This is a genomic window from Laedolimicola sp. (genome assembly GCF_051972735.1).
GTDB classification, from domain to species: domain Bacteria; phylum Bacillota; class Clostridia; order Lachnospirales; family Lachnospiraceae; genus Laedolimicola; species Laedolimicola intestinihominis.
The window spans coordinates 1-14,679 of sequence record NZ_JBOKYU010000021.1 but is presented as its reverse complement, the minus strand read 5'-3'; the positions used below and the strand labels follow the sequence as shown (position 1 = coordinate 14,679).

Here is a 14,679-nt window from a genome sequence, read left to right as displayed (position 1 = left end):
TTCAAAGTCAAAAATCCTGGCACCGGGCGAAGCCCCCGGTGTCAGGATTTTGTCCATCATCACAAAACAGAAGAGAGAGAGGGGGGAACCCTTCTCTCTCTTCGTCCGTTAATTAATTAAAAAACAGAAAATACACAATCACCAGCGCTCCCAGTACAATCCGATAATATCCGAACGCCTTAAAATCATTTTTCTTAATATATCCCATTAAGAACTTAATCGCCAGCACCGAAACCACAAACGCCGTCACCATGCCCACAATCAGAATCGCTGCTTCCGTCCCGGTAAAATGGAAACCGAATTTTACCAGCTTCAAAAGACTTGCGCCAAACATTACCGGAATCGCCAGGAAGAAGCTGAACTCAGCCGCGATATACCGGGAAGTACCCAGAAGCGTAGCGCCCAGGATCGTCGCGCCGGATCGGGAAGTACCCGGAATCAAAGCCAGTACCTGAAAAACACCGATAAAAACAGCCATCGGATAAGAAAGCTGTTTAAAAGATTTCACCCGGGGCTTTCGGCCTTTATTATAATTCTCAATGATAATAAACAAGACGCCATAGAGGATCAGCGTGAAAGCAACAGTCTGATAATTATAGAATAATTTATCGATCTTATCATCAAAGGGAAGACCAATGATGGCAGCCGGAAGCACTGCAACCAGCACCTTAAACCACAGGGACCAGGTATCTTTCTTGATCCAGCCCTTGGAAGGCATGGTAAAGGGCCACAGCTTGCCGAAATAGAGAACTACGACCGCCAGAATTGCGCCCAGCTGAATGACGACCAGAAACATTTCCATAAACGCGTCGCTGACATTTAGATGAATAAATTCATTGACCAGAATCATATGTCCGGTACTGCTGATGGGAAGCCATTCCGTGATACCTTCCACGATGCCAAGAAGAAGAACCTTCAACCATTCGATTACATTCATAGTATATACTCCTTAATTTTAATTTCCACATATATATGAGGAAAGATTCGGTTTTCAGTATAGCATACTGGATTTTTATGTCAATGACAGGAGCGAAAATTAAGAAAGACTTTAAGTTCCGGCAAGAATTTGGACGAAAAAGATAGAAAACGGGTCGAAATAATGGGCGAAAAAAGAAAAAAGCGAAACGATAAAGGGGTCTTATATGAATAAAAACATGGAATATACGTGTATATAAGCATAATTATGCATAAAATTACTATAAAATGCATAAAGTATTAAAAATTATGCAATTTGGGTATTGCAATTTTCTAAAATGGCGCTATAATAGGAAACAGGTTTTAACCTGAAACGTAATGGAATATCATTTCAAGGTTGGGAGGAAAAAATTATGAAAAAGTTAGTAGCAGTATTACTGGCAGGCATGATGTGCGTATCACTGGCAGCCTGCGGAGGAAAGAAAGCAGATGAGACAGCAGCAGATACAACAGCGGCTGCAACCACAGAGACCACAGAAACCACAGAAGCGGCAGACGGAGAGTTCACCACCGTAGCGGATGGAGTTCTGACCATGGGAACCAACGCGGCATTCCCGCCGTACGAGTACAAAGAGGGGGACAAGATCGTAGGTATCGACGCAGAGATCGCGCAGGCACTGGCAGACAAGCTGGGACTGAAGCTTGAGATTCTGGATATGGATTTCTCTTCCCTGATTACCGCTATCCAGGCTGGCAAGATTGATATCTCCCTGGCAGGCATGACTGTTACCGAGGAGAGAAAGCAGAATGTAGACTTCACAGATTCTTATTCCACAGGTGTACAGGTCATCATCGTAAAAGATGGCTCTGATGTCACAACCGTAGATAATCTGGCAAATGACAAGATCATCGGCGTTCAGGAAGGAACTACCGGACATCTGTACTGCTCTGATGATTATGGCGAGGATCATGTCATCGCATACACTAACGGCGCAACTGCTGTACAGGCTCTGCTTCAGGACAAGGTGGACTGTGTGGTTATCGACCAGCAGCCGGCAAAAGAGTTCGTAGCAGCCAATGAGGGACTGAAGATTCTGGATACTGAGTACGTAGTTGAGGATTACGCAGCAGCAGTTTCCAAGGACAACCCGGCACTGACCGCAGCACTGAACAAAGCACTTCAGGAGCTGAAGGACGATGGAACCATCCAGAGCATTCTGGACAAGTACATCAAAGCTGAGTAAGCAGTAAAAAGCAGACGCGAGAACGTCTGAGAGCACGACGGAGGTGTTCAGGAAACCGGACACCTCCGTATTTTTGCGAAATATTCGTAGCGTAGAAATATAAGAAGCAATGAAAACAGAAAATCAAATTGCTTTTTATATTTCTACGTTATAAAATATAAGAAATACGTATAGAGGAGAGTAAGCATATGTTCGAAGACTTAAAAAAGGGTCTTTACCAGACATTCATCCTGGATGACAACTACCAGTATTTTATCAAGGGTATCCAGACCACATTGATTGTAACGGTATTTGCCCTGATCCTGGGAGTGATTCTTGGCGTTATCATAGCGATTATCCGTTCCGCCCACGATCAGCAGCCCGAGCGCAAGAAAAATATTTTTCTGCGGATCGCCAATCTGATTTGCCAGATTTATCTGACTGTCATCCGTGGAACGCCCATGATGGTACAACTTTTGATTATGTGGTTTGTCGTATGGGCCAGCGCCCGCGCTACCGACGGCAATATGATTCGCTGCGCAATTCTGGCTTTTGGTATCAACTCCGGAGCCTATGTGGCAGAGATTATTCGTTCCGGAATTATGTCCATCGACAAAGGACAGATGGAGGCGGGCCGTTCTGTCGGTCTGACCTATGCGACTACCATGCGCTGCGTCATTATTCCCCAGGCATTCAAAAACGTACTGCCTGCTCTGGGCAATGAGCTGATTACCCTTTTGAAAGAGACATCCGTCGTAACCGTTATCGGACTTCGTGACCTGACCAAGGGCGCTCTGATTATTCAGTCCAAGACCTATCAGGCTTTCGTGCCGTTCTTTGCCATCGCGGCCATGTATCTGGTGATGGTACTGGGGCTGTCCTGGCTGATGGGTAAACTGGAAAGGAGAATGAGACAGAGTGATTTACGTTAAGGATCTGGCCAAATCATTTGGCGACAATCATGTTATCAAAAATATCAATATGCATATTACACCGGGCGAGAAAGTCGTTATCGTAGGACCCTCCGGTTCCGGTAAATCCACATTTTTACGCTGCCTGAATCTTCTGGAGCAGCCCACCGACGGAACCATTACTTTTGACGGACAGGAGATCACGGCTCCGGGTGTGGACGTCAATAAGATCCGTCGTCGGATGGGTATGGTATTCCAGCATTTCAACCTGTTCGCGAACCTGACCGTAAAGGAAAATATCATGTTGGCTCCGGTACAGCTGAAGCTGAAGACCAAAGCGGAGGCAGAGGCGGAAGCCATGCGCCTTTTGAAGCTGGTAAATCTGGAGGAAAAAGCAGATTCCTATCCATCCCAGCTTTCCGGCGGTCAGAAGCAGAGAATCGCTATTGTGCGTTCCCTGGCCATGGACCCGGAAGTGATGCTTTTTGACGAGCCCACATCTGCCCTGGATCCGGAGATGGTAGGTGAGGTTCTGGAGCTGATGAAGAAGCTGGCAGACGACGGCATGACCATGGTGGTCGTGACCCATGAGATGGGCTTTGCCCGCGAGGTGGCTACCCGCGTAGTCTTTATGGACGGCGGCTACATCAAAGAGGAGAATAACCCCAAGGACTTCTTTGAGCATCCGCAGGATCCGAGACTGCAGGATTTCTTATCGAAAGTATTGTAAAACACGCAAAAGACCGCTATCCGCGCCGTAGAGAAGGGCCGGGGCGGTCTTTTTATTTTCATCATTCTTTCGTAAGAATTTCTTAATCGACTTTATACATTTTTTAGAGGATGGACATATCTTAGTCACAATTCCCTGCTATATTAATACTTGTAGCAAGAACACATATCAGTATTTCATTCATAACACTCGGGGACTTCCGGGAGGAAGCCCCCACTCCCTCGAACTTAGCGGGTTTCTCAGAAATGAGAAGCCCTTTTTTGATGCCGATTTTGGTCGTTTGAGGATAAATGAAAATCAAAAAAATTAAAATTTATCTGTTTACATGTTATGTCCTTGAGGATTATACTGGAAACAGTGCAATATATAAGCTGTGTAAAAGAAAGTCTGACAGCTGGAGTCGGAATTTTGGTAATACCGCATTTTTTGTATACCGTATTTGTAATAGAAGGAATTATCAATACAAATAAAGAATAAAAAGGAGTAAAGCTATGAACCATATTTTAATCGCTTATTTCTCCAGAGCCGGAGAAAATTATTTCGGAGGTAAAATCAAAAGCGTAGAAGTGGGCAATACCGAAATTTGCGCAAAGGAGCTTAAGAAGGCTATCGAGGCGGATCTTTTCAAAATCGAGATGAAAGAGCCCTATTCGGACAACTATAAAAAATGTGTGGCGCAGGCCATGAAGGATATGACCATTAAGAGGCGCCCGGAGCTGAAAAAATTGCCGGAGAGTATCGAACCCTATGATACGATCGTTCTGGGCTATCCCAATTACTGTGGAAGCATGCCGCAGGCGGTCACCACATTTCTGACGGCCTTTGATTTTACAGGGAAGAAGATTCTGCCCTTCTGCACCAACGAAGGAAGCGGCATGGGCCGGAGCGAAGGCGTGCTCAAGAAGCTCTGTCCGACGGCGGAAGTGAAAGAGGGACTGCCCGTACATGGAAGCATGGCAGCTCAGGCAGGTCCAACCCTGGCAGAATGGGTGAAAAGAAATTGATAAAGTTATCAAAATGATGGAAAAAATCATGGTAAAGTACAAAAAGAAAGTAAGTAAGGGAGTGGAAAACTCATGGATGAACGCCTGAAACAACAGCTCGAGTTTGCCCTGGAAATCGATAAAGAGAAAAATATCTTCCGACAGACCCACCTGTCCGGACACGGGAGAAATGAGAATGACGCGGAGCATGCCTGGCATATGGCGATTATGGCTTATGTTCTGCGGGAGTACGCCAATGAACCGGTGGATATCGCGCGGGTCATGCTCATGTGCCTGGTTCACGATATCGTGGAAATCGACGCAGGCGACACCTACGCCTACGACGCGGAGGGCCTGAAGACCCAGAAAGCCCGGGAGAATGCGGCTAAGGAGCGTATTTTCTCTCTGCTTCCGGATGAACAGAAGCAGGAATTGATGCAATTGTTTGATGAATTTGAAGAATTTGCAACCCCGGAGTCCAAATTTGCCCATGCCATGGACAACCTGCAGCCGTTGCTCCTGAACAACAGCAATGGCGGCGGAGACTGGAAGGAGCATGACGTATCGGCGGAGCAGGTCTACGGAAGACAGCGGAAAACCCGGCTTGGTTCCGAACGGCTCTATGAAGAAACCGATCGCATTCTTCAGGAAAATATCCGGAAGGGCAGCCTGAAAAAGTAAAAAATGAGGAGTGACTGGCTTGCAAATCCCCCTCGGATATACTATGATAATCTTAGCGAAAGACGCGAAAAATCATCGTGTATTCGAGGGGGATTTTATATGAATCAGCTGAATGAGACAGATGCTGAGAAGATACTTTCTGCGATCCGGATCGGTCTGTGGCGGGTGGAATTTGAGGAAGGAAAACCGACCCGTTTTTATGCGGACGCAGTGATGGACGAGCTGCTGGGGGTGACCGGGGATGTGACGCCGGAGGAGCGCTTCCGGTTCCATATCGCCCATGTGCATCCGGCAGATATGTCCATGTTTCAGGAATATGCGGATAAACTGGCGAAAGTACGGACAGAGATTGTATACCGGTATCTGCACCCCTTAAAAGGGGAAATGATCGTGCGCTGCGGCGGTGTGCGGGACATGTCGGAGAAGGGCTTTATCTATACCATGGGGACGCATCAGGATATCTCTGAAACCGTAAGGCTGGAGCGGGAACGGGAGATGGAGCGGCGGCTGACGGAGATGAATAAGAGCCTTCAGAGGGATCGGGAACGCCGGGAGGATTATTATCGTGAGCTTCTGGATATACAGAGCTGTGGAATTCTTGCCTATACCATACCGGATCACCGGGTCGTCCATATGAATGCGGAAGCACTTCGCATGTACGGGATAAAGAATATAGGTGATGCACAGGGAAAAATCGGGAATGCCTTGCGGAGCGTATACTATCCGAAACCGGGGACTGTGGAAAGACTGAGAAAGCTTCAGAAAGAAGATGATTCCGTGGATTACGAGTGTATCATCGGAAAAGGCAGTTCCAATGAGAGCCATATTGTGGCCAAGACGAAGATTGTGCAGATTCCGACCGGAGAGCGGGCTGCCCTTACCACCTTTGTGGATATCTCAGAAATGATGGTTCTGAAAAACGCCCTGCGGCAGGCAGAGGAGGGGAGCCGGGCCAAATCAGCCTTCCTCTTTGCCATGTCCCATGATCTTCGGACGCCCATGAACGCGATTATCGGCTACGCGAATCTGATGGAGACCCACTGGGGGGAGCAGGAGCTTACCGCCGGATATCTGAAGAAGCTGAAAGAGGCCAGTCAGTTTTTGCTTGGTCTTATCGGAAATGTGTTGGAGCTTGCGCGGATTGAGAGCGGAAAAGAAAGCTTAAGCGAAGAGGTCTGGGATATGCGGAAGCTGGAAGATACCATTGATATGCTCCTGAATGATGAGATAGTCAGAAAGCATCTGAAGCTGGAAAAGCATATGCGTGTGACGCATCCCTATATCTATTGCGACGCCATGAAGCTGCGGGAGATTCTGATGAATCTCATGAGTAACGCAGTGAAATATACGCCTGCAGGAGGAAAGGTCTGCCTGACAATGGAAGAACTGCCCTCTGAGAAAGCTGGATATGCGCAGTTTCGCGGGATTGTAGAGGACAGCGGCATCGGTATCAGCGCGGAATATCTACCCCACATTTTTGAGGAATTCACAAGAGAACGGAATTCATCGGAAAGCGGAATTCAGGGAACAGGTCTGGGACTGCGAATTGTGAAGTCCTTTGTGGATATGATGGACGGAAGCATCCTGGTAGAAAGCGAGCAGGGAAAAGGAACCCGGTTCACAGTTTTACTTTCCTGCCGGATTGCGGAGAAAAATGATCTGAAGCAGAAGGAAGCCTCCACGGACAGACTTATGCTTTCGGGAAAACGAATTCTTCTGGCGGAGGATAATGTGCTGAACGCGGAGATTGCCATGACGCTGCTTGCGGACGCCCAGGCGGAGGTGGACCTTGCGGAGGATGGCGTCTGCGCAATTCAGAAACTTCGGGAGGTGCCGGAAGGGTATTATGATTTGATCCTGACGGATATTCAGATGCCGCGGATGAATGGATATGAGATGGCGAAGGCCATTCGGGCACTTCCTGACGCCAAAGCGTCCATACCAATCATTGCCATGACGGCCAATGCTTTTGAGGAAGATCGAAGGGCAGCCCTGGCAGCCGGTATGGATGGCTATGTGGTGAAGCCGGTGGAGACGGCAGCGCTTGGAAAAGCCATAGCGGAGCTTAAAATTTAATCTTCTGTAAGGGAAGGCAGGCTGGATAGCCTGCCTTAAATTTCGGGAATATCTGTATTTGCCATAAAAGAAACCCTTTCTTTTGTGAAAAACATACTAAAAAAGCATAGTACAGGGATGAAAAGTTGTTAATAAAAACAGAAAGGTCGTTACAGGAGGTTTACAGATTCCCCTTCCCGGGAGTATAATAGAAACCGGCAAGAAAGTATTGGGAAATATTATGACTACAAGGAGGAGAAGATAAAATGGAACAGTTTCTGATTGCACATGATTTGGGAACCTCGGGGGATAAGGCGACGCTCTTTACCACAGAGGGACGGCAGGTGCGAAGCTACACCGCATCCTATGATGTGCATTTCTTTCATGGTAATTACGCGGAGCAGGATCCGGAAAACTGGTGGGACGCAGTCTGCGAGGCCACAAAGGCAGTGCTGGAAGGGGAAGACGCAAGCCGTGTGGCGGCCATGTCCTTCAGCGCCCAGATGCAGGGTTGCCTGCCGGTGGATAAGAACGGAATACCCCTCAGGGATTCTATGATCTGGGCGGATATGCGCGCGGTAAAAGAGGCGAAGCAGCTGGAGGACGCCATCGGCGCCGACCGGATTTATCAGATTACCGGACACCGGGTAGCTGCCAGCTACAGCATTGAGAAGCTGATGTGGCTGAAAGCCAATGAGCCGGAGGTCTATGAGAAAACCTATAAAATGCTGCAGGCCAAGGATTATATTATCCAGAGAGCGACCGGTGAGTTTGTGACCGATTATTCCGACGCGTCCGGCACCCAGGCGCTGGATCTTCGGAGACTGGAGTGGTCAGACGAGATTTTAAATGCGGCAGGCATTGACAGGGAGAAGCTGCCGGCCTTAAAGCGCTCTATCGATGTGGCAGGCTATATTCAGGACAGGGTAGCCGGTGAAATCGGGCTTCCCGCAGGGACTCCGGTTGTCTGCGGCGGCGGCGACGGTCCGGTGTCCGCAGTGGGCGCAGCCTGCATTAAGGACGGAGAGTTTTACCTGACCTACGGAACCTCCGCATGGATCGGCGGAACCACCACAGAGCCCTTTATTGACCCGGATAAGACGGTATTCTGCTTTGCCCATGTAATCCCGGGTAAATACATGCCCTGCGGAACCATGCAGGCGGCAGGCAGTTCTTATGCTTACATACGGCGGGCTCTCTGCGACGATATGCCCTACGACGAGATGAACAAGCTTATCGAGAAGTCCCCGGCGGGCGCGCAGAATCTGATTTTCCTGCCTTATATGCTGGGTGAGCGGAGCCCCCGGTGGAATCCGGACACCAGCGCGGCGTTTCTGGGAATCAAGCCGGAGCATGAAAAGAAGGATTATGTGCGCGCGGTGATTGAGGGAATCGCCATGAACATGGAGCTGATTCTGAAGGCCTATCGGAAGCAGGCGAAGATTGAGCAGATGAACCTGACCGGAGGCGGAGCCAAGGGCGAGGTGGTAACCCAGATCCTGGCAGATGTGCTGAACGTGAAATTTGATATGCCGGACTGCGTGGAAGCGGCCACTTCCATCGGCGCTGCAGTTATCGCAGGCGTCGGCGTGGGCGTCTTCGACAGCTTTGATGAGATCAAGCGTTTCCTGAAATTCGAGAAGCACGTAGAACCGAAGAAAGAGAACCAGAAGGTTTATGAGGAGCTGAAGCCGGTCTTTGATGAGGCATATCATTGCCTGGTTCCGCTGTATGAGAAATTTGCGAAGCTGTAAATAAAAGGAAAATACAAGATTAAAAGAAGAGCCTCCCGCGGGAGGCTCTTCTTTGTGTGTATTTATTTCGCCAGCAGCATCATAATCTCGTTACTTCTGCTGATGAACTTGGTCATTTTCTCCGGCGCCAACGGCTGGTGGCTGATCATAGCCAGATCGTAAAGCTGCTCGCAGAACAGATTTACATGTTCGCCGTCTTTGTGCTCCAGAATGTACTGAACCAGCTTGTTGTTGGCGTTCAGGACCAGAGTTTCTCCACCGCCGAACATACCCAGATCCATGCCGTTCATGCTGTACATCTTCATCATATCCTGCATTCTGCGGCTTTCCTCGGAGAGGGTAATCATGGAGGAGATATTCTCGTTCTTCATCTTCTCTACTTTCACGTCCAGCTTGTCATTGCCCAGAGCCTTCCGGAAGATTTCAGTCAGGGAATCGGTGGTCTCCTTCAACTCTGCCTCGTCGGTGGCTTCCACGAAGTCCTCGGTCAGATCTGCGTCGATCCGCTGGAACTTGATCTTGTCATTCTTCATTTCCAGATGGGAAATGAAGGGAGCGTCGATATTGTGCTTCAGGATGACAGCGTTCTTGCCTTCCTCGCGGAAGAGATTGATATACTGGCTCTGCTGTACCTCATCGGTTACGTAGAAGATGGTCGTCTTTTCCGGCTCCTTCTCCTCGGTATCCTCCTGCTTGTCGTCCGGGTTTTCCACCACGTCCACATCGGCGGCCTCCTCCTCCGGAACCAGATCTTTCAGAGTCTGATACTTGCCGTCCAGATCCTTGAACAGGATATAATCGCTCATCTTGTCACAGAACTTCTCATCCTTCAGGCAGCCGAATTTGATAAACGGGCTGATGTCGTCCCAGTACTTCTCATAGGTTTCCCGATCGGTCTTGCACATACCGGTCAGCTTGTCTGCTACCTTCTTGGAGATGTAATCGGAAATCTTCTTTACAAAGCCGTCGTTCTGCAGGGCGCTTCGGGATACATTCAGCGGCAGATCCGGACAGTCGATGACGCCCTTTAAGAGCATCAGGAATTCCGGAATGACCTCCTTGATATTGTCGGCGATAAATACCTGGTTGTTGTACAGCTTGATGGTTCCCTCGATGGAGTCATACTCCGTATTGATCTTCGGGAAGTACAGGATACCCTTCAGGTTAAAGGGATAATCCATGTTCAGGTGAATCCAGAACAGAGGCTCCTTATAATCCTGGAACACCTTGCGGTAAAAGGCCTTGTATTCCTCATCAGAGCACTCATTGGGGTGCTTGGTCCACAGCGGGTGGATATCGCTTAAGGAAACAGGACGCTTGTTAATCTTGACCCGATCCCGGGCCGGGGATACCTCTTTGGTCTCCTTGGTGCCGTCCTCTTTTTCGATCTCCTCCGTCTTGGCGTCCTCATGGATATGCTCGACCACCACGTCGTCGTCACGAAGCTCGGACTCGTCGATGGTTTCGTATTCCTGTTCCGCATTTGCCTTCTCCAGGAAAATCTCTACAGGCATGAAGGAGCAGTACTTGCTGATGACCTCGCGGGCACGGTATTCGTTGGCGAACTCCAGACAGTCCTCGTTCAGGAACAGGGTAATCTCGGTACCGATCTCAGTACGGGTTCCCTCAGACATATCGTATTCGGTACCGCCATCGCACTCCCAGTGAACGGCTTTCGCGCCATCCTTATAGGAAAGGGTGTCGATGTGAACCTCGTCTGCTACCATGAATGCGGAGTAGAAGCCCAGTCCGAAATGACCGATGATCTGGTCGTCATTGGCCTTATCCTTGTACTTCTCCAGGAAATCAGCCGCTCCGGAAAATGCGATCTGGTTGATGTATTCCTCGACTTCTTCTGCGGTCATACCAAGTCCGGTATCGATGAATTTCAGAGTTTTCTCTTCCGGGTTCACAATCACGCGGACGCTGTCCTTGTGGCCTTCCGGATAGTTGTATTCACCAATCAGGGCAAGCTTATGAAGCTTCGTAATCGCGTCGCAGCCGTTGGAAATCAGCTCGCGGAAGAAGATATCGTGGTCGGAATAGAGCCACTTCTTGATAATCGGGAAAATATTTTCGCTGTTAATGGAAAGACTTCCATGTGTATTTGCCATTTTCGTTCACTCCTTTAAGTAGGTATGTTTCGTAACTGATAAATATTGTAACGCGGCGGAATGGAAAAGTCAATAGAAAATCAGCACTCTAAGCAGGTGAGTGCTAACAAAATTTCCGTAAAGTTTATAAAATTTCTATAAACAGGGAAAAGAAGATCTGGTATAATAAAACATATATGAGTGAGGGAGATACAAAGGATGAAAGAGTGGAAGAAAGGCAGATGGCTGATGCCGCTACTGTTGATTTTAGTGGGCATTCTTCTGGAAATATTCGTATTTAATTTCCGACATTGGGAAGCATATCTGTGGAAGGACGAGCATAGGAATTTTGAGGAGCAGATACTGGGCGAAGGCCTGGAGCAGGTGAATGATAGCCTGTATCGTGTTACAGCGGAGAATGGAGAGGAGACATCCTGTATCGAACTGCTCAATATACAGCAGAAGCTTTACAATATTCAGATTGATATGCGTGTGGAAAATCCGGTTTCACCGGAAGACCGGGCTGTCAGTGTTCAGGTGAAGGCGTCGGACGAGGCCAATGAAAAATATTTTCGTCTGCCGGAACGTAAGATCGTAAATGGTGTGGAAAAAAGCCAGTATATGCGGCTGCATCTGAGCGGAAGCTCCCCGGAAATGCTGATTATCATTCACGCGTCCAAAGGACAGCTCATTCGGATTTCCGACATCAGCGGCAATGTGTCCGTGCCGTTTTTTTTCTCTCTGGCGCGGCTGCTGGCTGTATGGGGGCTGCTTATCGCTGGCTGGTATCTGCGCCCGTCTTCGGAGGTTCACCGGAAAAAATATGTGGAATGCGGCTATAAGGGCGTTCTTTTTGCGGCAGTGCTTCTCGGACTGGAATTCGCGGCGGCCTTTGCGGTGCAGCAGGAGAATCTGACGGCGGTGGAGCAGGCGCCCACCATGACCTGGATGACCCAGTACCAGCTGCTGGCCCATTCCCTGGCGAAGGGCGAGACACGGCTTGAAATAGAGCCGGGTGAGACATTAAAATCCCTGGAGAACCCTTACGATTACCGGATGCGGAGCGCGGTGATGGAAAATGCGGATGAGAGCTATATGTGGGATACCGCTTATTACAGGGAACATTATTACGTCTATTTTGGAGTCGTACCGGAGCTTCTGTTTTTCCTGCCCTGTTATCTGCTCACAGGCGCGGATTTTTCGACGCTTACGGCAGTTTGGCTGTCCTGCAGCCTGTTTATGGCCGGTGTATTTGTATTACTTGGAGAAATTGTAAAAAATTGGTATCGCAATACGTCCTATTCGGTCTGGCTGCTTTTGAGCCTTTTGATTGCCAATGGCAGCGGTGTCTGGAGCTTTTACCGATATCCCACCTTCTATGACATCCCATTGATGCTGGGCATGGCCTGCGGCGTCTGGGGACTGGCTTTCTGGATGAAATCGCTGAAAGGGGAACGGGTCAATCGGTTGGAAATGGCGGCAGGTTCTTTTCTGATTGCGCTGATTGCGGGCTGCAGACCCCAGCTGGTGCTGGTGAGCGCGCTGGCGCTGCCGCTGTACGGAACTGCGATTCGACAGGGAAAGGTTCTGAAAGAAAAGAAGGTATTAGATTTATTTGCCTTTGCGTTTCCGGTGCTTCTGGTGGCGGCGGGCCTGATGTATTACAATCAGATTCGCTTCGGCAGCGTCACGGATTTCGGAGCCGCCTACAATCTCACCCTGCAGGATATGACCAGGCGGAAGCTGGAAATGGGCAGGACGGTATTCGGCTATTTTACTATGCTGTTTCAGCCGCCGGTAATTACGGGCGTATTTCCCTATTATGAGCAGGTGGCGGTGAAGAGTCAGTTTTACGGCCAGGCCATCATTGAGAGCGGCTTCGGCGGCATCATGGTCAACAATCTGATTTTGTTCCTCAGTCTGATTCCGTGGAAATGTAAGAAGCTGATTCGGCAGAAGGAAGCTTATCTCTGGGCGTGGATGTTTCTGATTCTGGGGCTTGTGACAGCTTTTATTGATATCCAGATTGGCGGTCTGATTCCCCGTTATACGGTGGATGTAATCTGGCTGTTTTACCTGGCAGTGGTGCCGGTGGTGCTGGGAGCGTTGGAAGAAAGCGTGGGTATGGAGCGATGGAAGCTTCTGTACGGTCTGTTTCTGCTTTTGTTTATTCAGGCTATGCTGTTCCATTTCCTGACCATATTTACAGATATCTATGATAAAGTGAAGGATATGAATCCGGTCTGGTTCTACAGGGTAGAGCATCTGCTCGAATTCTGGCTGTAGGCTGAAACTTTTTGTAATGCGGATCCGTCTATATACTATAAAGGTAGGAGTGCTTGTAGGATGAGACAGAATGTGAGAATTGCCTGGTATTTTCTGGTGCTGGCGCTGCTTGTCGGCGTATGGTTTGCGCACGGCAGGGCGGACGAAAAAAAGACAGAACCGGAAGGTGGTTTCCCGGCGGTGGCATGGATAGAAGCGCAGGAAAATGCAGATGTAAATAAAATAGAAGTAAAGTTGGAACAGAAAGAAGCTGCAGAGCAGCAGCTGTCAGATCCGGGAAATCCGGACAAAGGTACGTTAAAGGAGCGCTTTGCGGGCGCGGTTCTGGTGGGTGATTCGGTGGCGACAGGCTTTCTGGATTATGAGATTCTGGACGCCACAGAAATCGTGGCGCTTCGGGGACTGCGGACTGACTCAGCCGGACCGGAGATCGAAAAAGCGCTTTCGCTTGCGCCGAAGGTCTTATTTTTATCCATCGGGTTAAATGATCTGGAATACTGCCGGGGTGACAGCAGGCTTTTTATCCGGCATTATGAGGAGCGGCTCACAGAGATCCGGGCTCAGGCGCCCGATCTGCCCGTTTACATCAATGGAATTTTGCCGGTGCTTCCGGAGGCCGTGGAGAAGAAGCCTGTCCTTCAGAATGTGGATACCTTTAATCAGGCCCTTCGGGATATGTGTAAAAAATGGAACCTGACCTATATTGACAACAGTGAGCTGCTGCAGGATCACGCGGACTGGTATCAGAAGGATGCAGTACACCTGAAAAGTACGCCCTATCCGCTGTGGCTGGAGCGCATGGAGGAGGCGGCTGGCTTATGAGAGACTGGATTTTGCGGATAGCGAAGCTTATCCTTCTGGGGCTTCTGGTGTATGGCGGTGTCCTGGTGGTTAAGGGAACCGCCCGGCATGTGGACTTCGGAAAGCTCCGGGCCGATGTGGAGGCCGCAGCGGATGCATCGGATATGAAGCAGGGCGACGCGCAGCTTCTGAGAAGGCTTTACGGGCTGAACGGTGGGGAACTGGCCCATTGGGTACTCTATATTTC

General features: G+C 49.2%; 12 protein-coding genes. 10 read left to right on the top strand and 2 right to left on the bottom strand.

Annotated elements, in window-relative coordinates:
• Positions 1–112: 112 nt before the first annotated feature.
• Positions 113–937 carry an undecaprenyl-diphosphate phosphatase gene (locus ACTRC3_RS06645; protein ID WP_440322451.1) on the bottom strand — a complete coding sequence of 275 codons (825 nt, stop codon included), beginning with the start codon at positions 935–937 and terminating at the stop codon, positions 113–115.
• Positions 938–1,328: 391 nt separating this feature from the next.
• Between ACTRC3_RS06645 and ACTRC3_RS06640 the strand changes: the two genes are divergently transcribed.
• The 7 genes from ACTRC3_RS06640 to xylB all read left to right on the top strand — a co-directional run bounded on the left by ACTRC3_RS06640 (position 1,329) and on the right by xylB (position 9,252).
• Entirely contained in the window at positions 1,329–2,159 is an 831-nt protein-coding gene (locus ACTRC3_RS06640; RefSeq protein ID WP_440322449.1) for an ABC transporter substrate-binding protein, read from the top strand.
• Between the two features lie 188 nt (positions 2,160–2,347).
• Entirely contained in the window at positions 2,348–3,070 is a 723-nt protein-coding gene (locus ACTRC3_RS06635) for an ABC transporter permease subunit (RefSeq protein WP_178040053.1), read from the top strand.
• Entirely contained in the window at positions 3,057–3,779 is a 723-nt protein-coding gene (locus tag ACTRC3_RS06630) for an amino acid ABC transporter ATP-binding protein (RefSeq protein WP_440322448.1), read from the top strand. Before ACTRC3_RS06635 ends, ACTRC3_RS06630 begins: the two co-directional genes overlap by 14 nt.
• Positions 3,780–4,270: 491 nt before the next feature.
• Positions 4,271–4,783 (top strand): flavodoxin, encoded by a 513-nt coding sequence (locus tag ACTRC3_RS06625; protein ID WP_440322446.1) that lies wholly within the window; start codon positions 4,271–4,273, stop codon positions 4,781–4,783.
• A 72-nt stretch (positions 4,784–4,855) separates the two neighbouring features.
• The gene (locus ACTRC3_RS06620; protein ID WP_440322444.1) at positions 4,856–5,443 is read left to right on the top strand and encodes an HD domain-containing protein; all 588 of its coding nucleotides are present in this window, start codon (positions 4,856–4,858) and stop codon (positions 5,441–5,443) included.
• Positions 5,444–5,542: 99 nt separating this feature from the next.
• Entirely contained in the window at positions 5,543–7,519 is a 1,977-nt protein-coding gene (locus ACTRC3_RS06615; RefSeq protein ID WP_440322442.1) for a hybrid sensor histidine kinase/response regulator, read from the top strand.
• 245 nt (positions 7,520–7,764) lie between these two features.
• Complete coding sequence (gene xylB, locus ACTRC3_RS06610; RefSeq protein WP_440322441.1) at positions 7,765–9,252, top strand: xylulokinase; 1,488 nt, start codon at positions 7,765–7,767, stop codon at positions 9,250–9,252.
• Between the two features lie 62 nt (positions 9,253–9,314).
• Here the strand turns inward: xylB and htpG are convergent, their stop codons facing one another.
• Positions 9,315–11,366, bottom strand: a complete 2,052-nt coding sequence (gene htpG / locus ACTRC3_RS06605) for a molecular chaperone HtpG (RefSeq protein WP_440322440.1) — start codon at positions 11,364–11,366, stop codon at positions 9,315–9,317.
• A gap of 198 nt (positions 11,367–11,564) precedes the next feature.
• On the opposite strand from htpG, the gene ACTRC3_RS06600 reads away from it, so the two are divergent.
• From ACTRC3_RS06600 to ACTRC3_RS06590, 3 genes are all read left to right on the top strand, one after another.
• Complete coding sequence (locus ACTRC3_RS06600) at positions 11,565–13,631, top strand: hypothetical protein (RefSeq protein WP_440322439.1); 2,067 nt, start codon at positions 11,565–11,567, stop codon at positions 13,629–13,631.
• A gap of 60 nt (positions 13,632–13,691) precedes the next feature.
• On the top strand, positions 13,692–14,453 hold the full coding sequence (locus ACTRC3_RS06595) for a GDSL-type esterase/lipase family protein (RefSeq protein WP_440322437.1): 762 nt from the start codon (positions 13,692–13,694) through the stop codon (positions 14,451–14,453).
• The coding region (locus ACTRC3_RS06590) for a hypothetical protein (protein WP_440322436.1) at positions 14,450–14,679 on the top strand (230 nt) is incomplete at its 3' end. The genes ACTRC3_RS06595 and ACTRC3_RS06590, both read left to right, overlap by 4 nt.